This is a genomic window from Chromatium okenii (assembly GCF_002958735.1).
Lineage (GTDB): Bacteria > Pseudomonadota > Gammaproteobacteria > Chromatiales > Chromatiaceae > Chromatium > Chromatium okenii_A.
Genome location: NZ_PPGH01000035.1, coordinates 435972 through 462071 on the forward strand (window position 1 = coordinate 435972; position 26100 = coordinate 462071).

The following is a 26100-nucleotide window of genomic DNA, read 5'->3' on the forward strand; positions in this document are numbered from 1 at the left end:
TCAACCAGCAAGTATTTGATAAACCCGCGTAAAACGCGCTGCCAATGCCGCATCCACCGGCGCTGGACCGCAGCGATACCATTCGTGCAGCAACTGCGTTGCGCCTTGCAGCGGATCATCTTCACCAGCAACCATCCGCTCGGCCAGCCGCGCTACTTGAAACTCCAGCCGTTGCTGCGCGAATTCCGGCGGCGATTCAATGCCCGCGATAATTTCCAATTGCACACACAACCGCTGGCGCAGCGCAGCGTTGGCGGCGTAACGACTCCGCAATGCGTCCACCTGTTCCGGTTGTGCCGCAGCGGTCAGTGCCTGTTCAAACCGCGCCACCACTGCTGGATGCGCGGCGTGCTCAGTGGACTGCAACGCTTGCCAACGTTGACGGGCAACTTCTGGCGTGATCGGTTCGGCAGCCACGCCGAGTACGCTGTGTTCAAGCTGTTCACATAACGCAGCTTGTTGTTGCAGCAACGCCAACGCCGCTTGTCGCTGCTGCGCTGCCGCTGCGTGAATGCGTTGCGCCAGTGTTTCATGGCAGTCATGCCATTGCTGCGTGATTGCTCCGGCAGCTTGACGCGGAACCGGCGCATGTTGCGCAACACGCCAGCGTTCTTCCAATGCAGACAGTTGCGCGGCAAGCTGCTGCGGATCAATGTCAGTCGCAGCAATCAGCGCCTGCGCCTCGGCACAGATCGTTTCGCGGACGGCAAGATGATCACGCAGCGCGTTGCTATGCGCCTGAGTGAGTGCGGCGCGACGTTCAAACACTGCATCGCAGGCAGTGCGGAAGTTTTGCCACAGCCGATTCTCAATTTTTTGATGCGTGGGAACAGTGGTGTGCCATTCGCGCTGCAACGTTTTGGTCTGCTCAATCGCTGCGTCCAAATCCGTCACTTCTGCCAGCGCCCGCACTCGCTCAATCAATTCCTGCTTAAACGCTTGATTCACCTTGCGTTCGGCATCTAAACGCCGATCAAGCTGGCGCATTGACTGATGAAAGCGCCGCTCCAGCACTTTGCGATGTCGTCCTTCAGTCACGCCAATCGTTGCCCACATTTGGCGCGTATCACGTTCAGCACGGAGAATTTTTTTCCATTCCACTCGCGCCCAATCCACCTGCTTGAGAAATTCCTCAAGCTGCTGGCACACCTGTTCCCGCGCTCGCCGATTTGCCTCGCGTTCTGCTGCCTGCGCTTCCATAAACGGACGACACCGCGCAAACACCAATTCGGATGCAGCGTGAAATTGTTCCCACAAAGTTTGATTCGCTGGCGAACCGGATTGATCCAACTGTTTCCAATCCATTTGCAGCGCGTGCAGTTGTTCTGCCAGTGCTGCCAACGGTAAATCCTTATGAATCAAGGCATCCATCTCGGCGCACAACCCTTCACGATGTTGATCTGCGCCCCAGCGTCGCCAGTGCTGCAACTCGCGCAACTGCGGTGCGAGATGACGCAGCCGCTGCGCAATATCGGCAGTCGCCTGTTTCGGTAATTCGCTGGCGTGAATTAAATCCAATGCGGCTTGCAGGCTTTGGTACAGCGGATCGGCTTTTTTCAACTCACCGGCAGCCAGCCGCACTTCCAATTCCGCGAGTCGCTCGGGTAATTGCTGTAGCCGCTGTTCGGCATGTTTGCGTTGATGATTCAGGCGCATTTCCAAACGCTCGGCAATGGCTGCGAACTCCTGCGCCAGCGCCACATTCGGTTGCGCAACGGCGAGCGAGCGCCCCTGTTCAATCAAAGTGCGAGCGCGTCGATGCTCCATCAATTTGGTGTCATCGAGCAGTCGCTGCACCTGCGCCAGCGTCCGCTGCAAACGCTCGGTATTTTTACGTTGTTCCACCAGCGCATTGTGAGCGACATCAACCGCTTGCAGCAGATTTTGATATTGCACCGCCACGTTGCGATGCTGCGCATCCACTGGCGGAAGCGCGATCCATGCGGCATGAATTCGCTCACGCTCGGCGCAGATAGCCGTTTCATCAGTCAGCGTCGCTGCGATGGCGAGCGCATCCAGCAACATTTGCCGTTCACTGTGTGCTGCGTCAAGCGTGTCCTGAGCAGCAAGCTCGCGCTCGGCGCTGCGATTTTGCTCCGCAGCAATGGCTAAAAATCGTTCCCGTTCTGCCTGAAATTGGGCGGATAAATCTGCTGGCGCTTCATCTGCCAGCGCAGCCCATTGCCGTTCCAAATGCACCAACAGCGCCCGATCTTGCTGCGCATTGCCGGGACGACCAGACGCGCAACCTTCGCGCATAATTCTTCACCTTGCGCTCGAATCTGCGCCGGTCGCGCTTCCTGCTCGGCAAGGTGACGCAGCTTGTCACGAGCAACGCGATGAATATGCTTATCTTTTTTACCAATTTGCCGTGCCACCAGCTCCAACGCTGCGCGATCGTGCAAGCGTTCCACCGCGAAACTGCGATGTCCCGCCACAGCATCATTCACGGCGCATTCCGCCAGCACTGCGGGCGTGGTGACGCGCTCCAGTGCGGCACGGCGTAATGTTGGCTCCTGCGCGTTAATCGCTACCAATTCAATGAGTTGTGCGTCATCGCTGGCAGCAAGTGCGACTTGCTGTGCGGCAAGTGAAAGCTCGGCGCTGGCGCTGGCACACAACAATTGCTGATAACGGGTTGCCGCAGCTTCGCGCACTTCAGGCGCAGTGTCATCGTTGGCAAGCTGCTGAAGCAGTGATAAATCAAGCAGTTGTGCGACTGCTGCGCCGCGTTGTGCCGTATCGCTGGGATGACGGGCTTGGATAGCGAGGTCGTCCTGCGAGGGAACGGAAGTGGGGGCGGAGTGTCGCTTGCGGTCTTCAGTCGTTTGGTCAGGAATCGCGCAAATAACATGTCGCCTCCAATCAGGGTTTACTGGCGAGAAATGGGTTAGTCCGGCGCTCGTGGCCGATGGTGGACATGGCGCCATGTCCGGGAATAAAACGGAAATCGTCGCCAAGCGGCAATAAAAAATGCCGAATAGAATCAAGTAATTGTCGATGATTTCCGCGTGGTAAATCGGTGCGTCCAATCGCTCCACGAAATAGCACATCACCGACTTGTGCCAACTGCGACTGCGTGTTGACGAATACGACATGTCCGGGCGTGTGCCCCGGACAATGCAGCACCTCAAGCTGTACGTCACCAAAGGTGAGCGTATCACCGTGATTCAGCCAACGTGCTGGCGCAAAGGCAGCGACTGGCGAAAAGCCGAACATTTGGCTTTGCATCGGTAGCGTTTCGAGGAGAAAAGCATCGTCGTGGTGCGGACCCGTGATCGGCAGCGCCAGCGCAGTCGCCAACGCCACACTCGCGCCAACATGATCGAGATGACCATGCGTGAGCAAAATGTGTTCGGGTTGCAATTTCAGTTCGGCAATCAGCGCGAGAAGCTGCGCTGGCTCGCCGCCGGGATCAATGATCGCTGCCCGGCGAGTGCGCTCACACCAAAACAGGGTGCAGTTCTGCTGAAAAGCGGTGACGGGCAGGATGTGATAATTCACGGTGATGCAGCATTTAAGTCCGTAACAATTGATACAGCATGTCTTTAAGATGCAGCCGCTGCTTTTTCAATTCTTCAATCGTTTCATCGGCAACTGGTGTGCCGAGTTCTTCGAGATCGCGCACATGCGCATCCAACGCATCGTATTCATCCATTAGTCGCGCAAACTCAGCATTTTCAGTGCGCAGCACAATGATTTTTTCTTCGAGATTCGGGAATTCATGACGCAAATCGTGCATTTCACCGAGCATGGAAAGTCTCCTTGGGAGTGGTAAGTCACTGCAACATTGAAGTGTGAGTGACTTGATGATTAAAAGGTGCGGAAAAAGTTGCCGCATAGCGCGTACAAACGCCGGTACTTTATGGCTGTCGAACGACGCGAAAACCCAGCATGTTGAGTTTGGCCAGCGGAGTAAAACGGGCACGAACATAAACGCGCATGGATGCTGCCGGTTTATTGAATGCGCCACCTCGCGCTACTCGCGCTGTGCAATCACCAGTGATCCAAGCGCGTCCGTTATTCGGTGCGCCCTGATAATTCGGATGATAGCAATCAGCAACCCACTCCATTGCATTGCCCGCAGTATCGTATAACCCAAACGGATTAGGCGCAAAACTGCCGACCGGCGCAGTTGAACGGTTATCCCATGAAGTCCCGCAATCAAAGCAGAGAGCGCGACCTGGTTCCGCTGCAAATCCCCACCAAAATGAACTGGTTGCGCCACCTCGTGCTGCAAATTCCCATTCTGCCTCGCTCGGCAGCCGATAACTGTGACCGGTTTTATCTGACAGCCACGCAGTGTAAGCATTCGCCTCTTGCCAACTGACGCCAACCACCGGACGCGCCCCGCGTCCCCAGCCGAAATCGTCGGGTAACGGCTGCCCCGTCGCCTGCGCAAAACGGTCGTAATCCTGATAGGTCACTTCGTGCACGCCAATTAAAAACGGTGCAATTTCAACCTGATGCGCTGGATTAAAATCTTCACCTGTCAACCGATTCGTGCCCATTTCCAACACTCCGCCCGCCAGCATTGCAAGCGTCGGCGCAAACCCACCGCCCGCCAAACGGTCCCGCAGCGTCCTCGGCGGTTGTTGGGGCGCTGGCGTGTTGACTGGCGCAATTTCCTCCGTTGGCGTTTCCACCGATGCAATTTCTGGCGCGGGCACGATCACTGGCGCAGCAGTCAACAACGCACTGAACTTATTTTGTCCATGTTGCCACGCAGCGGTAAATGATTCCCGCGACCACCAAATTAACCAAATGGCTGCAACCAATAATGGAACAACAATGATCAATAATTGAATGCGCTGCCAATGTGGGGATTGTTTTAATACAGAAAATCGTAGACTTACATTAGACGGCTGGCGATTCTCTAGTTCCCGACGCATTTGCGCCATTTCTTCTCGCGCTTGAATAAGTGCACGTTCTTTACGTTCAATTTCCTGCTGCAATCCATCGAGCGCAATGTTTTGATCTTCTAGCGCATCTTCTAAACGCCGACATTCTTCAGTAATGTGCTCAAGCGCCGATTCTTTCGTTTCGAGTGCTTGATTTAAAATTGTCATTTCTTGCTGCATCGCCAATTGCGCCGTAACCGACATGACAGCGGTATTAGTTTGACGCGAGCGTTCGGCGATTTGTTGATTCAATCGCAGCACTTCCTGCTCGGCTTCTTGACGCATTTTTTGAAGCGTTTGGCGCAGCGCGATGAGTTCAGAATCGCTATCGGTGTTTGGCAATGTTATAGGTGTTGTCATATTAAATTGTCGTTAAACATCTTGATCAAGCACTGGCGCTTCAGCTCGAAGTGTGACGTGTTTTCATTCATTTTGTAGCGGTTGGGGCAGCGTTGTGATTGATGGTTTCACGAGCGAGAGATTATTTAATGAAAAATGGAAAATCAAGATCGAACGCATGAATAACGCGCTGACAGAGTTCAGCAGGAGTACGCGAAATCAGCTCTTCAGGAATACCTGCTTTTTGCGTGAGATGTTGATGATCTTCAAATCCATAAGACACCATAAACGGGTGCATTCCGGCGTTAATCGCAGCATGAAAATCTTTGCGTTCATCGCCGCAAGCATAGCTTTTTGCTGGATTGATATTGAAGTGTTCTCGAATGGTTTTAAATTGCGCAGTCTTTTCTTGATGCAGCGGAATATGCACTAAAAAATCCAGTGCTGTGGTGTCAACGCCGTGACGATTAAATAGAACATGCAGCGTTTCTTCGGGTTGAATGGTGATATTACGGGTGACAATACCAACACGCAGTTTTGGAGTGGCAATCAGTGTTTGAATCAGCGATGCAATTCCAGGAAACAATTGGCTTTCTTCACGATAGACTTCGGTCAGTGTGCTAATCAGTGCGTTGCGTTTACGTTTGCTGATTTGCCGACTGATATTTTTAGGAAATGCTTTTACTCCGCCAAGATATTTGAATAAGTGCCGACGTTTTTGAAAGCTCTCTAAATCACCCAACTCCATGCCCAACCGTGAAAAGGTTTCGGCAATGGCATCAAAAGCGTTAATTGTGGTGCCATCTGCATCTAAAATCATTAACCGATCATTGCTATACATGATTAGTGTGCCATTTAAATTAAGGAATTGCTCGAATTGCCGCGAGTGCCGCATTATAACGCGCAGTGAATTGATCAACCATTCCTGCTGCTTTTGCTGCTGCACAACCACCAATTTGTTCAAGTTGAATGGTGACATCTTGTTCCATACGCTGTTGAGCGCGGCGGTAATTCTGTTCAGGAAAACACTCATCTTCAACAGTTAATACGGTGATGCGCTGGGTACTCACCAGTAATTTATTGAGATTATCCATGCGTCGCCCAGAACCATCGCCTCGACAGCGAGCATGATAAGCATCGACTGCCGTTGCTGCTTCAACTGCGGTGACGAATAGTTGGCAATGTGCTGTATTGGTCATTTGCGCCAATGTTGTCGAATGCACTGCCGCGCCAATGAGCAATAACCTGAGGTGTTGTATTCGCATCTGATCGCTCAACTGCGCCCATAAACCGGAATTGCTGCGCCGGTAATGGCGCGAGCAGCATCAGATGCGAGAAAAACAATCACTGCTGCCAGCGCATCCAGTGCGACCCAATTCTGATGCTCTTGGTCGGGCATCGCAGCGCGATTTTCTGGCGTATCAAGTGTGCCGGGCAGCAGGCAATTAACGGTGATGTCGTGAGATTTGAGTTCCGCAGCGAGGCTTTCCGTCAATGTGACCACTGCCGCTTTGGAGACACAATACGGTGCCATTCGTGCACTGCCTTGGGTTGCAGCGCGAGCAGCGATATTGATGATTCGCCCGCTGCCAGCGGTCAATAAATGCGGCACAGTAGCGCGAACGCAGTTGATAACAGAACGTAAATTCAGCGCCAACATCGCGTCCCACTCGGCATTCGGTGTCTCATGCACCAGCGCTCCCATCGTGAACCCACCCGCCAAATTCGCCAGCACGTCAATCTGCCCAAAACGGGCTGCAACCTGCGTCACCATCGCTTCAACCGCTGTAGTATCAAGCACATCCGCTACAAAAATATCTGCGGCGCAGTCTGCTGCAAGTGTCTGTTTGATCTCCGCGAGCCGCTGCGGATCGCGCCCCACCAGTGCCAATCGCGCCCCCTGCGCCGCGCAAATCTGCGCCGTGATGCGTCCTAGATTACCGGTCGCCCCAGTAATAATCACAGTTTTATCATTGAGTTGAAACATGATAACGCTACTCCATTGTTTGATTATGCCGTAGTCATTTCAGGATAAAACAAATTTAATTGCCTTTTCACAATGAATTTCTGATGCTTTGCACAAGTTGATCGGCTAAATTGAGATTGACTGATTTAGCGTGTCTCGTTTGATGCGCCAGTTTCAACCGCTATCCGTCGTAAATACCAGAGGAGTTACAAATGCTTTTAATTGCTCTTCTCATCCTGTTCCCGTTACTTGCGGGTGTGACGATTTTTTTTGCTCCAACGCCAGATCGCCGCGCCGATTTTACCCGCTGGGCAGTGTACGGACTGGGCGCAACAACGGTATTGCTGGCGCTGCTTTATTTTCGTGCCCCGCCGCAATTTTTCACCATTGGCGCTTGGCTCAGTGAAATTCTGAATAGCGCCTTTTTCATTGGCGGAATCGCAGTCTCCGCTTATTTACTATTCGCGTGTCGCCGAATTAAAAAACGCGAATGGTGGATTCCCTTATTGATTTTAATACAAACTGGGTTGCTGCTATTTGCTGAACTTGCACCAGCGCATCCCGAAGTGGCGCAACCATTTTATGTGGACAGCTTTTCAATTTTAATAGCATTAATCGTCGGCATTGTCGGTGGACTGATTTGTATTCATGCCATTCACTACATGAATGATGATCAAACGCAGCATCCACAAACTGCAGATCGTCGCCCAGCATTTTTCTTCATGTTGTTTGTATTTCTCAGCGCCATGTTTGGTGTTGTTTTTGCTAATCATCTGCTGTGGCTGTTCTTTTTCTGGGAAATCACCACGCTGTGCTCGTTCTGGCTAATTTCCTATTCCGGCACTGAAGAAGCTATTCGTAATGGCTTTCGCGCACTGGGATTGAATTTAGTTGGCGGTGTTGCCTTTGCTGGCGCGATTGTGTGGTTGACATTTAGCGCAGAATTACACACTTGGGAATTAGATCAACTCATTGCTGCTGGCAGTACGTTGGCGCTCATTCCGGCAGCGTTAATTGCCATTGCGGGATTGAGTAAATCCGCACAATTGCCATTTTCATCTTGGCTGCTGGGCGCAATGGTCGCACCCACCACTGTTTCTGCGCTGCTGCATTCAAGCACGATGGTAAAAGCTGGCGTATTCATTTTAATTAAACTTGCGCCGGTATTTCATAATACCGCTGCGGGATTGCTGCTCGCATTCGTTGGTGGTCTAACTTTTCTCATTACTTCGCTGGCAGCAGTCACACAACACAATGCCAAACGCGTATTAGCCTATTCGACGATTGCCAATCTCGGTTTAATTGTGATGTGCGCAGGTGTGGGCACGGCCAATGCGCTGTGGGCAGCAATCCTATTGATTCTGTTTCACGCCGTGGCGAAAGCGTTGTTATTCCTTGGCGTCGGCACGACCGAACATCTCATCGGCAGCCGCGACATCGAAGATATGGAAGGTTTGGTGTATCGGCGTCCATTGCTGGCGGGAATGTTATTGGTGGGCATTCTCGGCATGTTCCTCGCGCCATTTGGCATGTTGCTGGGTAAATACACGAGTTTTCAGGCATTTCTGACGCTCGATGTGTTGCCACTGGGCGGCGTGTTGCTGGCAGCAATTCTGGCATTCGGCAGTGCTCCGACGCTGTTTTTCTGGAGCAAGTGGATGGGTAAACTGGTTGCCATGCCGCGCCGCCCGCAGCCAGTAGACATGCCGCTGGCGCGAGATGAAGCGATTGCGCTGGTGGCACTGACGGTCATCACTTACGTGGCTTGTGCGTTGTTTCCATTGGCAGATTGGGCATTTGTACAGCCCTACACCGACGCGCTGGCTGCGGCGCATTTATTGCCGATGACTGCCGATCAAGTTTCCGGTGAAACCATTGCATTGATGACGCTGATGCTGGCGGTGCTCTTTCTGATGCCGCTGTGGTTTTGGCTGCGTCCGCCGCGTTTCGCAGTGGTCAGCGGATATTTAAGTGGAGCCAATGTGGACGGCAGCGCCAGCTATCGCGGCGCAATGGGCGCGACCCGCGAGGTAGATAGTCGCGGCTATTATCTCACTGGATTTATTCAGGAAAACGTGCTGATGCAGCGCGGGCTGTGGGGCGCAATGATCCTGTTAACGTTGCTACTGTGGAGCGCCAGCTGATGAGTGCGCAATCTTGGATGTTTGCTCTTGCCTTCGTTATTTTCGGGCCGGTACTTGGCGCACTGCTCGCGGGCGTGGATCGGCGGTTAACGGCGCGGATGCAGTCGCGGCAAGGTCCACCGCTGCTGCAACCAATGTATGACGTGTTGAAATTGTTAGAGAAAGACACGCTGGTCGTCACAGAATTGCAGACGCTTTATCTCTGGGGCTTTCTGTTGTTCATGGTGATTTCTGGGGCGATTTTCTTTCACGGCGGCGATCTGCTGCTGAGTTTATTTGCACTCACCGTGTCGGGGATTTTGCTGTGTCTCGCCGCTTACGCCACCAATTCGCCCTACAGCAATATCGGTTCCTCACGCGAATTGCTGCTGATGATGGCTTACGAACCGATGTTGATTCTGACGGCGCTGGGCTTTTTTCTGGTCGCAGGCAGTTTTCGCGTCACGGACATCGTGGCGGGCAGTCCGTGGCAAGTGCTGCAACTGTTCGGCATTTTCCTTGGCTTTCTGTTCATTTTGACGATCAAGCTGCGCAAATCGCCGTTTGATTTGAGTGCGTCGCATCACGGGCATCAGGAATTGGTCAAGGGCATCACGACCGATTTCTCCGGGCATGATCTGGCGCTGGTCGAAATTGCGCACTGGTACGAAAACACCATTCTACTTGGCTGGCTGTATCTGTTTTTCGCGCCATTTGGCTGGATGTGGGCGCTGCCGCTGGCGCTGGTGCTGTTTTTTGCTGAGGTGCTGGTTGATAACACCCATGCCCGTTTGACTTGGATGACCACGCTCAAAATCACGTGGTGGGTGACAGGTGCGCTGGGCGTAACCAATTTGCTGCTGCTGCCTTTAATGAATTGATGCTGCGCACGGTTGCAGAAACAGACGTATTCAAACGTTATGCGGCTTTCATTTGGTCGGATGATGAACGTATTGCGTTTGTAAATTGGATTGCAGCGAATGCGCTGGCTGGTGATGTTATTCCTAGCTCTGGCGGTTGCCGTAAGGTGCGTTGGAATCGTTCCGGTATGGGAAAACGTGGCGGTGTGCGTGTGATCTATTGCAATGGCGCGGATGGTCGTATCTGGTTGTTAATCGTCTATGCCAAAGCGAAATTTGACAATTTACCTGCGCATTTTCTTCTCAAGCTGAAAGCAGAGGTTGAACATGGATCAAGAAATGTTGGCATTCCAAAATGATTTACTGAAATCTGTCCGTGAAATGAATACAAATCAGGCGGCGTGTATCACTGAAGTAACACTCTCATTAACTGCTGCAGTTCGTTGCTCCTGCGATCTATCACAAATGCAGTTTGCTGAGTTATTAGGCGTTTCAGTGCACAGATTGCAAGACTGGGAAGAAGGTCATAGCGAACCCGTCGGTGCAGCAAAAACCTTGCTCAAAATTCTGGAACGTCATCCTGATGTATTGCGTGAGTTGGCAGCCTAATAACGCTGTTTCCAATGTCGATCACAGCAATTTCCTGAAATAACGACAGGCACAGATACCGATGAGCTTCCTAAAAAAATCTCCGTGGATTTTGCATTACGCTGCAACCAGTTGTAATGGTTGCGATATTGAATTGCTGGCTTGCCTGACGCCGATGTATGACGTGGAACGGTTCGGCATCGTGAACACCGGCAATCCGAAACACGCTGACATCTTTCTCGTCACCGGCTCGGTCAACGAAGAATCGCGCAAAGTGGTCGAAAATCTCTACGCGCAAATTCCTGAACCCAAGGCAGTCGTCGCCATCGGTGCTTGCGCCCTGAGCGGCGGGATTTTCCGCGATGCCTATAACGTTTATGGCGGGATCGATAAAATCATTCCGGTCGATGTTTACGTCCCCGGCTGCGCAGCACGCCCAGAAGCAATCATCGACGGTATCGTGCAAGCACTTGGAATCCTTGAACAACGCGCCAGCGAGCGCAAACGTCAACGTAAATTGGTGGCGTCATGAATCAGCACGAATCGTTTGAAGAAATTGCGCTGGCGCAGTGGGTGGACACTGCGCGTCGTCATCAAGCAGAAGGGTTTCGCTTGGTGCAGATGACCGGCACAGCGCGAGCGGATTATTTCGAGGTGATGGTGAGCTTTGATAAGGATTATCGCTGCGTTAATTACCGTGTTCACGTACCCCGCGAGCAGCCGGAATTGCCCAGTTTAAGTGCGGTTTATCCGGCATCGTTTACGTATGAAAACGAATTAAAAGACCTGTTTGGTTTTAGCATTCCGGGGCTGGCGCTGGATTACGGCGGCAATTTTCTGCGCACCAAAACCAAGATTCCGTTTTCCGGCGATGTCACGCTCAAGCCAGCGAAGCCGAAAAAATCGGCGCAGGAGGAGGGCTAAAACATGTCGAAAACCACCATCGTTCCCTTTGGTCCGCAGCATCCGGTGCTGCCGGAGCCGATTCATCTTGATCTGGAACTCGACGACGAGCGCGTGGTGCAGGCGCTGCCGTCGATTGGTTATGTGCATCGCGGTCTCGAACTGCTCGCCGAACGCCATGATTTTATTGAAATGGCGCAGGTTGCCGAGCGCATTTGCGGGATTTGCAGCTTCATTCATAGCCAAGGTTATTGTCAGGGCATTGAGCAATTGCTGGGGCTGAAAGTGCCGCCTCGCGCTGCGTATCTGCGCACGATGTGGGCAGAAATGTCGCGGATTCAAAGCCATTTGTTATGGCTGGGATTGTCGGCAGATGCTTTTGGGTTCGAGAGTTTGTTTCAGCACAGTTGGCGCATCCGCGAAATGCTGGTTGATATTATTGAAGAAACGACTGGCGGACGGGTGATTTTTGGCACCTGCAAAGTCGGCGGCATTCGCAAAGATGTCGATGCAGAAACGCTGCAACGGGTTGGCGGCAAAATCCGCGAGATTGAAACTGCGTTTGATGAAGTGGCCAACATTTTCAGCATTGATCACACCGTCAGGCAGCGCACCGTTGGCATTGGCGTGATGACCGCCGAAGATGCCCACGCGCTCGGCGCAGTTGGTCCGGTGCTCCGCGCCAGCGGTCACGCCTATGACCTGCGGCAACTGGGTTATGCGGCGTATGGCGAACTGGATTGGGAGCCGGTCGTCGAAACTGCTGGCGATTGTTACGCCCGCTGCATCGTGCGGTTGCGCGAAATCAGTCAGTCGATTGACTTGATTAAACAATGCCTTGATCGAATGCCGGACGGGGAAATCGAAGTGACGTTCAAAGGCAAACGACCGCAGGGCGAAACGATGATTCGGCTGGAACAGCCACGTGGCGAGGTTTGTTATTACATGAGCGCCAATGGCGGAAAATATCTGGAGCGGTTCCGGGTGCGCACACCAACTTTCGCCAACATCGCGCCGCTGGTGCACATGCTGAAAGGCTGCGAGCTGGCGGATGTGCCGGTGATTTTATTAACGATTGATCCCTGCGTGAGCTGCAACGAGAGGTAATCCAATGTCTTGGTTCTCGATTTCCGCGCTGGTCACGCGCAGCGCCTTACACCGCCCAGCGACTCGGTTATATCCCGTAGAAAAACGGCAGCCTTATGCCAAAACTCGCGGGCATATTGCCTTCAAAATCACCGATTGCACCTTTTGCACCCTGTGCGCAGTGAAATGTCCAACGGGCGCGATTGTGGTGGGAAAAACCGATAACACTTGGGCAATTGACCACGGGCGCTGCATTCTGTGCGGCAACTGCGTCGAAAGTTGTCGGGAAAGTTGTATCAGCCTGCGCCAGCAGCCGTACCCGTCGATGCAACAACAGGAAGTTATCTGCTATCGGTAACTTTTGGAATATGTCTGAGGGCGCTGTTCATCGAGCAGCGCCCTTTATTTTGTAAGAGTTGACGACTGACGGAGTGATTCGTGGACATCGCCGAACTTCTCGCTTTTAGTGTTAAAAACAACGCTTCTGATCTTCATCTTTCTGCTGGCTTGCCGCCGATGATTCGCGTCGATGGCGAAATGCGCCGAATTAATGTTCCGCCATTGGAACATCGCGCCGTGCATTCGCTGGTTTACGACATCATGAATGACAAGCAACGTAAGGATTATGAAGAGTTTTTGGAAACCGACTTTTCGTTTGAGATTCCCGGCGTGGCGCGATTTCGTGTCAATGCTTTTAATCAAAAACGCGGTGCTGGCGCAGTGTTTCGCTCCATTCCATCCAAAGTGCTGTCATTGGAAGAATTAAAAGCACCAGTGAGTTTCAAAGAAATCGTCAACGTGCCGCGTGGGTTGGTGTTGGTGACTGGGCCGACCGGATCGGGCAAATCCACCACGCTGGCAGCGATGGTCGATCATCTCAACGAAAACGATTACGCCCACATTCTCACGATTGAAGACCCAATTGAATTCGTGCATATCAGTAAAAAATGCCTGATAAATCAACGCGAAGTGCACCGCGACACGCTCGGCTTCAGCGAAGCATTGCGTTCGGCGCTGCGCCAAGACCCCGACATCATTCTGGTCGGCGAAATGCGCGATCTGGAAACCATTCGGCTCGCGCTTACCGCTGCTGAAACCGGACATCTCGTATTCGGTACGCTGCACACGACCTCTGCCGCCAAAACCATCGACCGTATTATTGACGTATTTCCGGCAGCAGAAAAAGACATGGTACGCGCAATGTTATCGGAATCATTGCGCTCGGTAATTGCACAAACCTTATTGAAAAAAATCGGCGGCGGGCGAGTGGCAGCGCATGAAATTATGATCGGCACTCCGGCAATTCGGAATCTCATTCGTGAAGGCAAAGTTGCACAGATGTATTCAGCAATTCAAACCGGTCAAGCGCACGGAATGCAAACGCTGGATCAGAATCTAAAAGAATTGGTACAAAAAGGACTTATTAACCGTAAAGATGCGCGGACGAAAGCGCAGAATAAGGATGATTTCATGTAATGGACTTCAAACGCGCATTAGAACAATTACTCACTGCCTTAGATGATAAAAAAGGTTCTGACCTATTTATTACTGCGGGGTGGCCGCCGAGTATTAAAATTAACGGTACTATTTATCCTGCTGCGAAACAACCGCTCACTGCCGATCAAGTGCGCGGAATGGTCTATGAAGTAATGAATGAGCGCCAACGCGCAGAATTTGAGGACACTAAAGAATGTCAGTTTGCAATTGATCGCGCCTCACTAGGTCGTTTTCGCGTCAGTGCTTTTGTACAGCGCGATTGTGCGGGAATGGTTTTGCGGCGAATTGAATCGCAAATTCCCACATTAGAAGAACTTAAATTGCCCGCAATTTTACGCGAATTGGCAATGAATAAACGTGGGTTAGTGATTTTTGTCGGTGCAACTGGTACGGGCAAATCCACTTCATTAGCTGCATTGGTTGGTTATCGCAACCGCAAAAGTAGTGGACACATCATCACCGTTGAAGACCCTATTGAATTTGTTCACGAACACGACGGCTGCATCATTACCCAGCGCGAAGTTGGAGTGGATACAGAATCTTTTGATGTTGCATTGCGTAACACCCTGCGCCAAGCTCCTGACGTGATTTTAATCGGTGAAATTCGCGCCCGTTCTACGATGAAATATGCAATGACTTTTGCTGAAACTGGTCATCTGGTGTTGGCGACTTTGCACGCGAATAATGCTAATCAAGCACTTGATCGTATTATTAACTTTTTTCCAGAAGAATCCCGTGATCAGATGCTGCTTGATCTTTCTTTGAACCTTAAAGCCATCGTTGCCCAGCAATTGATTCCATGCAAAAATGGTCAGGGGCGGCGAGCGGTAATCGAAATCTTGATCAATACACCGCTGGCAGCTGATTTAATTCGCAAAGGCGAAATTAATAAACTGAAAGAGCTGATGAAAAACTCCGGCGAACAGGGCATGATTACCTTCGATCAAGCATTATTTAACCTTTATGCGGAAGGTGAAATTAGCTATGATGATGCCATTCATTTTGCCGATTCAGCTAACGAAGTTCGTTTAACGATTAAACTCCAAAGCGGTGACGCGCAACGCGCTGCAACGGATCGCGCAATTGATGCGATTACTTTGGTACAAGAAAGCGAACATAAAAAGTCCCTGCGTTAATGATCATCTGAGTTATCAATAATGTACATTGCGAAGTATTGATATTTCAAATAACGCTACGGATAAAACCATACTCATAGAAGACGCTCAAAAATGATGCTTGACACCGAGCGATCATGTTGTTCTAATACGCCCCTCAATTGAGTTGCACCTTTTTTGATACGCCCAGGTAGCTCAGTTGGTAGAGCAGAGGACTGAAAATCCTCGTGTCGGTGGTTCGATTCCGCCCCTGGGCACCAAACAAAAATCCTCGCTTTTTTGATAAAGAGCGGGGATTTTTTATGCCAGCGCATTTGGCTATTTGGCGGAACCAAGATGTCGCATTCCACGCGCAACAACCCACCACTCATTGCTCATATTATTCACCGATTAGCGATTGGTGGATTAGAAAATGGTCTGGTTAATTTAATCAACCACATGCCAACTAATCGTTATCGTCACGCCATTATTTGCATGACCGAATACACTGATTTCAGTCAGCGTATTCAACATAACGATGTCACACTTCACGCGCTACATAAGCGCGAAGGCAATGATTTTTCAATTCATGGACGATTATGGCGGCTTTTGCGTCAATTACGCCCAGCAATCGTGCATACCCGCAATTTAGCAACACTAGAAATGCAAACTACAGCCGCATTTGCTGGAGTGCGGCATCGTGTACATGGCGAACATGGCTGGGATATTGGCGATCTGGATGGTTCCAGTATTAAACAACGACGCTTGCGGCAGTTATTTCGACCTTTTATTAGCCAATACATTGTACTTTCTCAACATCAACGCGATTATTTATTGAAACATATTGGCGTTCCTGCTGCGCGTATCAGCCATATTTGCAATGGCGTTGATACACAGCGTTTTTATCCTACTTCTGCATCGCATATTAGTGCGCTTCCAAATGGCTTTGCGCCGCCAGGAACACTCGTGATTGGTACTGTGATGCGAATGCAGCCGGTTAAAGCGCCTGAAATTTTAGTAGATAGTTTTATTCAATTGCTTGCGCAAGAACCAACAGCGCGTGAACGAATACGCTTGGTGATGATTGGTGACGGCGCATTATTACCAATGCTGCGTGAACGTCTCACCGCAGCAGGCGTGATCAATCTAGCTTGGTTGCCCGGTGCTCGTGATGATATTCCTGACTTATTACGCAGCTTTGATGTATTTGTATTGCCGTCATTAGCAGAAGGAATTTGCAATACTATTTTAGAAGCGATGGCAAGCGGTTTACCTGTCATCGCAACGCGAGTGGGTGGAAATCCTGAACTGGTGATTGCAGGAGAAACCGGAGATTTAATCGCGCCAGCAAACGTTAATGAATTAACAGCAACACTTGCAGCTTATTTACATTCACCGGCGCGTATTCAAAGAGAAGGTGAAGCGGCACGTCATCGCGCTGAACAGGAATTCAGTCTTGATACAATGGTTGGGCGCTATCTGGCAGTGTATGACAAGTTATTAACGCATTGAGTGACGTTACTTTATTTTTCCACTTTTAGCTGCATCACCGCCCTGAGATTCAAGTTCTCTCAAACGGTGAATAAGCATGTCTGATTTATTACTCTTTGCGATACCCTGTTTGAGAATTTTAACTGCCTCAGCTTTATCGCCTTTCTCAACATAATAATCACTGATACGTGCATACGCTGGGCTGTAATTTGGACGTAGTGCAATCGCTTTTTTAAGCCAAGGCACTGCATCATCAGGTTGATTGAGTTTGAAAAGAATTCGTGCTTTTGAGACGTAAATTTCGGGAAGAAAAAAGAATTTAGGATCGTGGTTGTTTCTTAAAACGTAATCAATATCACTAATAGCATGAAAAATTTTACTGTGTGCAAGATCACGATCTGACATGTATACCGCATTATTTTCACTATTCAGAGCCCAGCAGTAATGATGTAAGTGGTTATAACCAAGACCATAGCGTTTAATGTATTCTTCAATTGGCACAGGATCACCGCTAATTTCTCTAATCTGCTGCGTCCCTTTACAATAAGCCGGTAATCGCAACAACTCACTGACGCTTTCAACATTGTCAGCTTGGACTGTGGTTGCAAAGAACAACGCCAACAAAACAATTAATTTTTTTATGTTCATTTGTGTTTCTCCTGATCCAAAAACCAAATTGTTGATTTTGAAACTTCGTTTCGCCATTTTTTACTCGAAAACGTGTGATTTGCTTGAGGAATAATGTGCTGAGAAATGTTCTCCTTTTGAGAAGCAATACGCCATTTACGATGACGTTCTTTCAACGAAATGAATTCCTGTGCTGTTAAATCATTTCCGCTCAGAATAAATAGGACTTTACCCTGAAAACACTGTAATCCACTGCACATTTTTTCAATAAAATTTGTTGCTGTGACTGTTTGAGTTGATGAAGCAACTGACTTTATATCTGAATTATCAATATAATTTTTTATTGAGCGAACCGATTTTAATAAATCAAGTGATGAACTGAAAAACCCAAATCGACCAGAAAATAATTTAGTCCAAAAAGAACGTTGCAGCAATCGCTTGGAATAATACTGTGTCAAACGCACCCGTGCTGCCGCTTCTTCAGTATGCACCCAAGGATTGAGCAAAATCAATCCACTCACTCTCAAATCATGATGCGCATAAATCAACGCAGCAGAAGCAGCATCACATAACCCCCAAATGATGACAGAAGTTAATTCTGGTCTGTGCTGCATTAAACAATCAATTGCGGTTTTTATATCCACATCTACGGTATCAAAAGCTCGTTGCTCGCCCTCGCTGTCGCCCATACCGCGATAATCAAAACGCAGACTTGCAATTCCATTCTCAGCTAAATCACGCGCCAGTAATGTGAATTGACGATGACTCCCAGCACGATATTGTGGTCCGCCAACAACAATTAACACGCCGATTTTAATCCGCTGATGATGTGGTTGCGCAATGATTCCAATTAAACGTTGACCTTCGCAATTAAAAACCACTGGAGATTCTGAATAATGATCGTTCATTGCAGTATTTGCTCCATCATTTCCATTGTTGCAGTCAACAACGCAGGGCATTCACTGATTTCTTGTGTCATCCAAAACGGTTCGCCTACAACGTAGCGAGTGTATAAATGACAGCCATTATTTTTCCATTCTTGAATCACTTTTTGCTGTGCTGGAATTGGTAAACTTTCTGCACCAGCAACAATATCAATCCAAATAATAGGGCAAAAAGGCGTCATTTGTTCTAAACGCAAAGTAGCAATCGTTTGTGCGAGTTCTGCTGCTAGAAAATAACCGCCAATTTCTACTGATTCACCAGCCGTTAGTTGCTCGCGCAATTGACGGGTTCCGATTCGTGCTTGACCTTCGCTTAACATCTCGCTGGCAAGTTTAATTCGTAAAAATTGGTTAATAAATAATTCGCCATTGATAATAGGTTGCCACAATATCATTCCTGCGATATTTGGCAGTTGTTTTGCGCAATCAACCGCGAGCATTCCTCCCAAACGTAAGCCCCAAATAAATAGCGACGTATCGTTATTGGTTTCGTTATTTAACCAATCAATGGCACAAAATACATCAGCTTTCCAACGTTCCCAGCGTGCATCGCCAAAATCACCCCAACTATCGCCGCAACCGGTTAAATCTAGTTGTAATACTGCGATGCCTGCTGCGGCACATTGACGTGCTTGCAATGCTGCCATGCGCCGCGATTTGTGCATTTCTTCTGCAAAAGGATGAAGATAAATGACTTTAGCGCGAATAGGCGCATTCACCGGCGTTGAATACATACAAAACAAGTGACCCAATGGCGTTGGTAGGAAAAACGGATTGATGTTCACTGCCGCATTCATTAGGCAGAACCATCAAGTTTTCGTGTCACAAATTCGACTAAACTGCCCAGCGTCTCGAAACTTTCAGCGCTAATTTCATCATCATCGACGCAAAAACCAAAGTGTTCTTCTAACGCGGTGATGATATTAACCACCGCCATTGAATCCAATTCAGGAATTGCGCCCAGCAATGCAGAATTGGCATTCAGATTTGCACCGCGATTACCGAGTTGCAGCGTGTGAACCAATAGCGTTTTCACTTGATTAAAAGTGTTCATGGAATAAGACCATAATGGTGATGAATCGGTTTTTTATGGCAAACAGTTTAAAATAATTTTATCGCTATCGCTAGACTAAATGATTGATTTTAGAAAATATGATGATAATGAAAACCATCAAAATCATTCGCTAAGACTTGACATTTGATAAACCAACATGCTTGAATCCCGCTCCTTTCTGTACTGAAACACAGTCGTTGACTCGCAGGAATTCCAACCATGTCTAAGGTATGCCAAGTTACTGGCAAGCGCCCACTTACCGGTAACAATGTTTCACACGCAAACAACAAGACCAAGCGCCGTTTTCTACCTAATCTCCATGAGCACCGCTTTTGGGTTGCCAGCGAAAGCCGTTTTGTGAAATTGCGGGTTTCCGCCAACGGAATGCGCACCATTGATAAAAAAGGAATCGACATCGTTCTCGGTGAGATTCGCGCCCGTGGCGAACAGGTCTAATTAGAGGATTGCTTTATGGCTAAGGCAGCACGCGAAAAAATCCGTCTCAATTCTAGCGCCGGTACCGGTCATTTTTATACGACCACTAAAAACAAGCGCAATCAACCCGGTAAGATGGAAATCAAAAAGTTTGATCCCGTCGTCCGCCAGCATGTGATGTATAAAGAAGGCAAAATTAAGTAGCCGCAATTTACCCCGCGTCACCTGCTAAACGATTCTAAAACATCGACATGCGCTTAACTGCATGTCGATTGTTCCATCCTAATTCCCGCATCATCGTTTGATTCCGCACTAACACGCACCATCATTTACGTTGCTCTCATCGCGCTTGATTCACTTGGCAACAGATCGCCGTGATTTTACATTCGGCGCTGAATCACCCTAAATTTTGATCCAAATTTCAAGGAGAACACTGTGTCGGTTCGACCTGCATCGGAATCCGCTCAACAAACGGTGATTGACGCGCTGACAGCTTTTCTCGCTGCGCCGCCAGCCGGAACGCCACCGGAATTGATTGAGGCACTCGCATTAATGGGCGGTCATCCGTCTAACCCGTTGCCGCCACGCTTGTTTTTTGAAGCAGTCGAACAGGCACCGCTAGCAATTTCCATTACCGACGCTCGCGCTACTATTTTGTATGCCAATCTCGCCTTTGAAACGCTGACCGGTTATCACCGCGCTGAAGTGTGCGGCAAAAACGAATCAATTCTTTCTAATAATGCCACGCCAGCCAGTATTTACGCGCAATTGTGGCACACCATTCAGCGCAAACAAACGTGGACTGGCATACTCGTTAATCGCACTAAGCAAGGCGGCGATTATCTCGCTGAACTGATTATTTCGCCGGTATTAAATGCGCATGGTGAATTGCAATACTTTCTCGGAATGCACCGCGATGTCACTAAAGTACACGAATTAGAAGGTGCATTGCGCCAGCAAAAAGCACGAATTGAAATGGTGCTCGATGCTGCGCCAGTGTTAATGGCGCTTTTGGATAGCAATGGGCGCGTCATTCTCGATAATCAGGAATATAAAAAGCTGCTCGGCGATTTGCGCGGGCGCGAACCAGTTGATTTGTTTCAACAGGCGCTCAGTGAACAACTCGGTCGGGATGCGTTTGCGAGTTGCCTTGACGGTCAAGATTTCAAAAACGTGCAAATCAGCATTGATATTCAAGGACATTCTGGAACGCGCTGGTTTGCGTGTTCGGGAACGCGCATTGAAGAATCCGATCCTTCAGCGCGGAGTTATTTCGGTCAACAGCAGCCCGGTGAGCGCCGACTGCTGCTGTTGGTCAACGAAGTCACTGCGCATCGCCGCGAGGTTGAACGCGCCCAGCTCGAACATCTTCGCGCCAGCCTCGCCGAACAACAATTGATGCACGGAATGCGCGAAGCACTCGCGGCAGCCATTTACCAAATTCAAGGTCCGCTCAACGTCATCAACGCTGCGGCTGGCATGTTGCGCAGTGGCGCGGGCAATGTGGAAACGCTCGCCGGAATGCTCGATCAAATCAATGTTTCTGGCAGCAAGGCGCTGGAAACCCTCCGCGCCGCGCTGCCGGAAGAACCGCGTGAAATCGGCGTGTTGGTCAATATCAACGCGCTGCTGCGGCAAGTGCTCGAACTGGAAACTGCGCAGCTGCTGGCAACCGGCATCGTCGTCGATTGGCAACCTGCGACCGTGCTGCCGGAATTGCCCGGACATCAAAACCAATTGCGTTCGCTGTTCAAACATTTGATTAATAACGCGATTCAGGCGCTGCGTGAAGCGCGACCGCCGCAGCGTGAATTGCGTTTGACCACGCGCCGTTTGGAGCGCGGCGTTGAAATTGAGATTCAAGACAACGGTCACGGCATCGCGCCCGAGGAACGCTATCGCGTGTTTGAACCCTTTTATATTGGCTGGCGCGACCGCCGCGGACGCGCCGGAATGGGGTTGGCGCTGGCGCAGGAAATCGCCAACGTTCACGGTGGTTCCATCAGCGTTGATTCCGAAGCGGACGGTTGCCTGCTCCGCGTGACGCTCACTGCTGTAGCAATGGACGAATAATCGTGACTGCATCAATTCCCATTCCGACCGAACGCATTGACCCGCAGCGGCTGGCGCTGCTTGAAACACAATTGACCGCGCTGTTTGAAGTTAGCAGCGTTTTGAGTCGCTCGCTGAATCTGCGCCAAACGCTGCGCGAAGTGCTCGGCGTATTGCACGATCGCGGACGGCTCAGTCACGGTTTGGTGTGTTTACTTGACGACGAGCGCGGCGAATTGCTCATCAGCGCCATTCACGGCGCCGACGCCGAACCCTTTGAAAAGGTGAGTTATCAGCCCGGCGAAGGAGTGCTCGGGCGCATTTTGTCCACCAATGAACCGTGGATTTTGCCGCGCATCGCCGACGAACCGCGTTTTCTGGATCGGCTCAGTTTGTACGATGCGGCGCTGCCGTTTATCGGCGTTCCGATTCGCTTCGGCGATGGCGGCGCGATTGGCGTATTTGCTGCGCAGCCGCCCGCTGGTGAGGAATTGCTGGCGGAACGGTCGCGTTTTCTCGAAATGGTCGCCAATTTGATCGGGCAAGCAGTGCGGCTGGCGCGAACGGTGGAAGCCGAGCAGCTGGCGCTGCGCGAAGAGCGCGATAAATTGCGGCGCGAAGTCAAAGGCAGTCACGGGTTTGACAGCATTATTGGTCGCGCCAATTCAATGCGGTTGGTATTCGATCAGGTGCGGCAGGTTGCCAAATGGAATACGACAGTGCTCATTCGTGGCGAATCCGGCACGGGTAAAGAATTAATTGCGAACGCGATTCATTACAATTCGCCGCGCGCTCGCGCTGCGTTTATTAAACTCAATTGCGCGGCGCTGCCGGACAATTTGCTGGAATCGGAATTGTTTGGGCACGAAAAAGGCGCGTTTACTGGCGCAGTCGCGCTGCGCAAAGGTCGATTTGAGCAGGCCGATGGCGGCACGTTATTTCTCGATGAAATCGGCGAAATCAGCCCAGCATTTCAAGCCAAATTGCTGCGCGTGTTGCAGGAAGGCGAATTCGAGCGCGTCGGCGGCGGACGCACTTTGAAGGTCGATGTGCGCGTGATTGCGGCGACCAACCGCGATTTGGAGGCCGAAGTTCGTGCTGGCGAATTCCGCGAGGATTTGTATTACCGCTTAAATGTGATGCCGATTCGGATGCCAGCACTGCGCGAACGCATTGAGGATGTGCCGGATTTAGCGCGGTTTTTGGTCAATAAAGTGGCGCGGATGCAGGGGCGCGAGCTGGCGATTACTGACAGCGCGTTGCGGGTGCTGATGCGTTACGACTGGCCGGGCAATGTGCGCGAATTGGAAAACTGCATGGAACGTGCCGCAGTGATGAGCGAACAGGGCGTGATTGACCGCGATGTGATTCAACTCACGGGGATTGATGTCAGCGCCAGCGGTGTTGATTCTGCGCCAGCGCCGAGTGCCAACGTTGCCACCAGCGCCGTTGATTTGCATGATCCCGATCTTGACGAACGCGAGCGCGTGATTGCGGCGTTGGAAGAAGCAGGCTGGGTGCAGGCGAAAGCGGCGAGGTTGCTGAATATGACGCCGCGCCAGATTGCGTATCGCATTCAAACGCTCAATATCCGAATGCGGCAGTTTTGAGCTAATCAATGATGTGGAATTTACCTAACATACTGACATTATTGCGGATTGCGTTGATTCCGGTCTTCGTTGTCGTGTTTTACATTGAGGCATGGTGGACACCTTACGCGGCTGCAGCCGTATTCGGTATCGCCGCACTCACTGATTGGCTCGACGGCTATTTGGCGCGGCGCTGGGCGCAAACTTCGCCGCTCGGTGCATTTCTTGATCCAGTCGCAGATAAATTGATGGTCGCAGTCGCGCTGGTCGTATTAATGCAAGCTGATCCGCGCATTTTGCTGGCGCTGCCGGTGATGGTCATTATCGGGCGAGAAATTACGGTGTCAGCGCTGCGCGAATGGATGGCGGAAGTGGGAGCGCGGGCAACGGTGGCGGTGTCGCAGCTCGGCAAAATCAAAACTACCGTGCAGATGATTTCCATCACGTTATTGATTTTGCGCGATTCTTTGCTGGGATTCTGGGTTTATCCGCTGGGGCTGGCGTTGCTGTACATCGCCGCAATCCTGACGCTGTGGTCAATGGTGGTTTATCTCATCGCCGCATGGCCGAGTTTATCCGGTCAAACGGCAATGAATACGCGGAAATAAATCATTTGGTTGGCAAATGAAGCTCAGTCCATAAACGCACAATTGGTGCGGATTGATTCATCGTATAGAAATGCAACCCCGGTGCACCGCCAGCGATTAATTGCTGGCACAAATTCAGCACCACTTCGTGACCAAAGGCGCGAATACTTTCGACATCGTCGCCAAATCCTTCTAATTGCCGCCGAATCCAGCGCGGAATTTCTGCTCCGCAAGTATCCGAAAATCGTGCCAATTGCGTGTAATTGGTAATCGGCATAATGCCCGGAATAATGGGAATGTTGATTCCGCTGCGCTGGCAATTCGTAACAAAGGCAAAATACGCATCTGCATTATAAAAATACTGCGTAATTGCGCCATCGGCTCCAGCGTCCACTTTACGCTTAAAGTTCTCAAAATCACGCGCCGGATTACTTGATTGCGGGTGATATTCGGGATAAGCCGCAACTTCAATTGAAAACGCATCGCTAAATTCAGTACGCACGAATTGCACCAATTCATTCGCATAATGAAAATTGCCACGTTCACCAGCACCCATTCCTGATGGCATATCACCGCGTAAAGCGACCAATCGTTTAATTCCCAGAGTTTGATAATGCGTCAATAACTCGCGCACTTGTTCGCGGGTCGAACCAATACAAGCGAGATGCGGCGCAGTATCAATGTTCAATTCGCGCAGCCAATTCACCGTGTCTAACGTTCCTTCACGAGTGGAACCGCCTGCGCCATAAGTGACCGAGAAATAAGCGGGATTCAGCGTATTGAGTTGGCTAATTTCTAACTTGAGTTTCGCCATGCCTTCAGCGGTTTTAGGTGGAAACAGTTCAACGCTGTAAAGTGGAGTTATCATTAATATATTCTCTGAAAAATGAAATGCTGGCGTGATGGGTATTTGATCAATCCAGTACCGTTGGTTAACGGGTAATCATACTCGAAACTGACGGCGATATTCTAATTCAATAATAAGGGACAGGACTCGGTTAGTCGTGGCATCGGCATCAAGATTTTTCGGAATTGAATCATTATTGCTTTAATCAATAACGCAGTTGGTGTTAAGTGGAGCAATTTATTTAACGCCAACTGCGTTTGTTCATCCTGCTATTTTATTGCGCTGGCAGCAATTTATTTCCATCCAGATGTGCTTCCAATCGCGCCAGTAATTCGGGAAAGCGATTTACAAAAAACAGCGGTTGGGTCTCGCGGGGATTATTCGGGCTGGTTTCATTGCGCCCGTATTGCAAACCTTCTTCGGTCAAACTCCAGAACTGCTTGATCTTACCGCCAGTACTCTTGCGTGACAGATGCTCCAGAATTCCCATTGCTTCCAATGCGGGATTGACGGTGTTAGCGACCTTACTACCCAGCGAATGTCCCATCCCTTTCAATAGCGGAGTAATCGCTCTTACCAATGGTTCATCAACATAATCCGGCAGAAAATCGGAATTGAATCCTTCCGATTCAATAAATTTAGCCAACATCCGAATCTTGCTGGTTTCTGATACGCGCAATGACCGCATCGCTAATTCAACAATCTGAACCTTCATTGCTGGTTGATAAGGCAGCGTATAGGTGTCGGGTTGAATAGATGATTGTTGCAGAGTTGATGCAAAAGCAGCTTCAAGTTCCTGCCAGCGATCCACTAATTTAGCAGTGAACTCAGGTGAAAGCTGGGCAACTACAATGAACGTGTCGCGCTTGTGTGCGTGAGTGAAGACGTAGACCTGAACAGGTTTAGTAGCTGTAGAAATTTCCTCAATTTGAGGTAATTCGATAACTCCTTGATTTGCAAGAGACTCAATCGTGCGTTTCACGTTGTCGTGACGCTTGCCGGTGAGTTCTGCGATCTCGCGGGAAGTCATGGTGACGGGTAATACGGAAAGGGTGTTGCAAGTTTCCATTACGGAAAACCTCTTAGATTTGCTGTTATGCAAAGGGATTCCCCAAAT

The 26100-nt window shown here is 50.1% G+C and carries 30 protein-coding genes and 1 tRNA gene; 17 read left to right on the top strand and 14 right to left on the bottom strand.

What is annotated here, in order from left to right; all coding sequences use genetic code 11:
• The 8 genes from CXB77_RS23820 to CXB77_RS10350 all read right to left on the bottom strand — a co-directional run bounded on the left by CXB77_RS23820 (position 1) and on the right by CXB77_RS10350 (position 7227).
• Positions 1–2199, bottom strand: coding sequence for a DUF349 domain-containing protein (locus tag CXB77_RS23820; RefSeq protein WP_431520722.1), 2199 nt, complete (start codon positions 2197–2199; stop codon positions 1–3).
• A complete protein-coding gene (locus CXB77_RS21850; RefSeq protein ID WP_242445623.1) occupies positions 2109–2930 on the bottom strand; it encodes a hypothetical protein in 822 nt (273 codons plus the stop codon). Before CXB77_RS21850 ends, CXB77_RS23820 begins: the two co-directional genes overlap by 91 nt.
• Positions 2866–3504 (bottom strand): MBL fold metallo-hydrolase, encoded by a 639-nt coding sequence (locus CXB77_RS10325; protein ID WP_105073818.1) that lies wholly within the window; start codon positions 3502–3504, stop codon positions 2866–2868. Before CXB77_RS10325 ends, CXB77_RS21850 begins: the two co-directional genes overlap by 65 nt.
• A gap of 13 nt (positions 3505–3517) precedes the next feature.
• Positions 3518–3754 (bottom strand): YdcH family protein, encoded by a 237-nt coding sequence (locus tag CXB77_RS10330; protein WP_105073819.1) that lies wholly within the window; start codon positions 3752–3754, stop codon positions 3518–3520.
• 109 nt (positions 3755–3863) lie between these two features.
• Complete coding sequence (locus CXB77_RS10335; protein WP_105073820.1) at positions 3864–5261, bottom strand: SUMF1/EgtB/PvdO family nonheme iron enzyme; 1398 nt, start codon at positions 5259–5261, stop codon at positions 3864–3866.
• 121 nt (positions 5262–5382) lie between these two features.
• Positions 5383–6081, bottom strand: coding sequence for an HAD family hydrolase (locus tag CXB77_RS10340; protein ID WP_105073821.1), 699 nt, complete (start codon positions 6079–6081; stop codon positions 5383–5385).
• Positions 6082–6100: 19 nt separating this feature from the next.
• A complete protein-coding gene (locus CXB77_RS10345) occupies positions 6101–6505 on the bottom strand; it encodes a hypothetical protein (protein ID WP_242445624.1) in 405 nt (134 codons plus the stop codon).
• Positions 6506–6513: 8 nt separating this feature from the next.
• Complete coding sequence (locus CXB77_RS10350) at positions 6514–7227, bottom strand: SDR family NAD(P)-dependent oxidoreductase (RefSeq protein WP_105073822.1); 714 nt, start codon at positions 7225–7227, stop codon at positions 6514–6516.
• Between the two features lie 191 nt (positions 7228–7418).
• On the opposite strand from CXB77_RS10350, the gene CXB77_RS10355 reads away from it, so the two are divergent.
• The 12 genes from CXB77_RS10355 to CXB77_RS10410 all read left to right on the top strand — a co-directional run bounded on the left by CXB77_RS10355 (position 7419) and on the right by CXB77_RS10410 (position 16869).
• On the top strand, positions 7419–9350 hold the full coding sequence (locus CXB77_RS10355; protein ID WP_105073823.1) for an NADH-quinone oxidoreductase subunit 5 family protein: 1932 nt from the start codon (positions 7419–7421) through the stop codon (positions 9348–9350).
• Positions 9350–10210: a respiratory chain complex I subunit 1 family protein gene (locus CXB77_RS10360; protein WP_105073824.1), complete on the top strand. Its 861-nt coding sequence runs from the start codon at positions 9350–9352 to the stop codon at positions 10208–10210. The genes CXB77_RS10355 and CXB77_RS10360 overlap by 1 nt, the downstream gene beginning before the upstream one ends.
• Complete coding sequence (locus tag CXB77_RS10365) at positions 10210–10548, top strand: transcriptional regulator (protein WP_347338102.1); 339 nt, start codon at positions 10210–10212, stop codon at positions 10546–10548. Before CXB77_RS10360 ends, CXB77_RS10365 begins: the two co-directional genes overlap by 1 nt.
• Complete coding sequence (locus CXB77_RS10370) at positions 10517–10798, top strand: helix-turn-helix domain-containing protein (protein ID WP_105073825.1); 282 nt, start codon at positions 10517–10519, stop codon at positions 10796–10798. The genes CXB77_RS10365 and CXB77_RS10370 overlap by 32 nt, the downstream gene beginning before the upstream one ends.
• Before the next feature lie 61 nt (positions 10799–10859).
• On the top strand, positions 10860–11309 hold the full coding sequence (locus tag CXB77_RS10375) for an NADH-quinone oxidoreductase subunit B family protein (protein WP_105073826.1): 450 nt from the start codon (positions 10860–10862) through the stop codon (positions 11307–11309).
• Entirely contained in the window at positions 11306–11701 is a 396-nt protein-coding gene (locus CXB77_RS10380) for an NADH-quinone oxidoreductase subunit C (protein ID WP_105073827.1), read from the top strand. The genes CXB77_RS10375 and CXB77_RS10380 overlap by 4 nt, the downstream gene beginning before the upstream one ends.
• Before the next feature lie 3 nt (positions 11702–11704).
• Positions 11705–12787 carry a nickel-dependent hydrogenase large subunit gene (locus CXB77_RS10385; RefSeq protein WP_105073828.1) on the top strand — a complete coding sequence of 361 codons (1083 nt, stop codon included), beginning with the start codon at positions 11705–11707 and terminating at the stop codon, positions 12785–12787.
• 4 nt (positions 12788–12791) lie between these two features.
• Positions 12792–13124, top strand: a complete 333-nt coding sequence (locus CXB77_RS10390) for a 4Fe-4S dicluster domain-containing protein (protein ID WP_105073829.1) — start codon at positions 12792–12794, stop codon at positions 13122–13124.
• Positions 13125–13204: 80 nt separating this feature from the next.
• Entirely contained in the window at positions 13205–14242 is a 1038-nt protein-coding gene (locus CXB77_RS10395; protein ID WP_105073830.1) for a type IV pilus twitching motility protein PilT, read from the top strand.
• Positions 14242–15399, top strand: a complete 1158-nt coding sequence (locus CXB77_RS10400) for a PilT/PilU family type 4a pilus ATPase (protein ID WP_105073831.1) — start codon at positions 14242–14244, stop codon at positions 15397–15399. The genes CXB77_RS10395 and CXB77_RS10400 overlap by 1 nt, the downstream gene beginning before the upstream one ends.
• Positions 15400–15562: 163 nt before the next feature.
• Positions 15563–15638: transfer RNA gene (locus CXB77_RS10405), tRNA-Phe, on the top strand.
• 76 nt (positions 15639–15714) lie between these two features.
• Entirely contained in the window at positions 15715–16869 is a 1155-nt protein-coding gene (locus tag CXB77_RS10410; RefSeq protein WP_105073832.1) for a TIGR03088 family PEP-CTERM/XrtA system glycosyltransferase, read from the top strand.
• A 6-nt stretch (positions 16870–16875) separates the two neighbouring features.
• Here the strand turns inward: CXB77_RS10410 and CXB77_RS10415 are convergent, their stop codons facing one another.
• The 4 genes from CXB77_RS10415 to CXB77_RS10430 are packed head-to-tail and all read right to left on the bottom strand — an operon-like array spanning position 16876 to position 19473.
• Complete coding sequence (locus CXB77_RS10415; protein ID WP_172452630.1) at positions 16876–17496, bottom strand: tetratricopeptide repeat protein; 621 nt, start codon at positions 17494–17496, stop codon at positions 16876–16878.
• Positions 17493–18383 carry a hydrolase 1, exosortase A system-associated gene (locus CXB77_RS10420; RefSeq protein WP_172452631.1) on the bottom strand — a complete coding sequence of 297 codons (891 nt, stop codon included), beginning with the start codon at positions 18381–18383 and terminating at the stop codon, positions 17493–17495. The genes CXB77_RS10415 and CXB77_RS10420 overlap by 4 nt, the downstream gene beginning before the upstream one ends.
• Positions 18380–19216: a hydrolase 2, exosortase A system-associated gene (locus CXB77_RS10425; RefSeq protein ID WP_105073835.1), complete on the bottom strand. Its 837-nt coding sequence runs from the start codon at positions 19214–19216 to the stop codon at positions 18380–18382. The genes CXB77_RS10420 and CXB77_RS10425 overlap by 4 nt, the downstream gene beginning before the upstream one ends.
• Positions 19216–19473, bottom strand: a complete 258-nt coding sequence (locus CXB77_RS10430; protein WP_105073836.1) for an acyl carrier protein — start codon at positions 19471–19473, stop codon at positions 19216–19218. Before CXB77_RS10430 ends, CXB77_RS10425 begins: the two co-directional genes overlap by 1 nt.
• Before the next feature lie 219 nt (positions 19474–19692).
• Between CXB77_RS10430 and rpmB the strand changes: the two genes are divergently transcribed.
• The 5 genes from rpmB to pgsA all read left to right on the top strand — a co-directional run bounded on the left by rpmB (position 19693) and on the right by pgsA (position 24157).
• Positions 19693–19929, top strand: coding sequence for a 50S ribosomal protein L28 (rpmB, locus tag CXB77_RS10435; RefSeq protein ID WP_105073837.1), 237 nt, complete (start codon positions 19693–19695; stop codon positions 19927–19929).
• Between the two features lie 15 nt (positions 19930–19944).
• Complete coding sequence (rpmG, locus tag CXB77_RS10440; protein WP_005222974.1) at positions 19945–20112, top strand: 50S ribosomal protein L33; 168 nt, start codon at positions 19945–19947, stop codon at positions 20110–20112.
• A gap of 231 nt (positions 20113–20343) precedes the next feature.
• Positions 20344–21981 (top strand): nitrogen fixation negative regulator NifL, encoded by a 1638-nt coding sequence (nifL, locus tag CXB77_RS10445; RefSeq protein WP_105073838.1) that lies wholly within the window; start codon positions 20344–20346, stop codon positions 21979–21981.
• Between the two features lie 2 nt (positions 21982–21983).
• Entirely contained in the window at positions 21984–23570 is a 1587-nt protein-coding gene (gene nifA, locus CXB77_RS10450; RefSeq protein ID WP_172452632.1) for a nif-specific transcriptional activator NifA, read from the top strand.
• 11 nt (positions 23571–23581) lie between these two features.
• Positions 23582–24157, top strand: a complete 576-nt coding sequence (gene pgsA, locus CXB77_RS10455; protein ID WP_105073839.1) for a CDP-diacylglycerol--glycerol-3-phosphate 3-phosphatidyltransferase — start codon at positions 23582–23584, stop codon at positions 24155–24157.
• A 1-nt stretch (position 24158) separates the two neighbouring features.
• Here pgsA and metF read toward each other — a convergent pair whose 3' ends face one another.
• Entirely contained in the window at positions 24159–25004 is an 846-nt protein-coding gene (gene metF, locus CXB77_RS10460) for a methylenetetrahydrofolate reductase [NAD(P)H] (RefSeq protein WP_105073840.1), read from the bottom strand.
• A 253-nt stretch (positions 25005–25257) separates the two neighbouring features.
• Positions 25258–26052, bottom strand: coding sequence for a Rha family transcriptional regulator (locus CXB77_RS10465; protein ID WP_105073841.1), 795 nt, complete (start codon positions 26050–26052; stop codon positions 25258–25260).
• Positions 26053–26100: the final 48 nt, after the last annotated feature.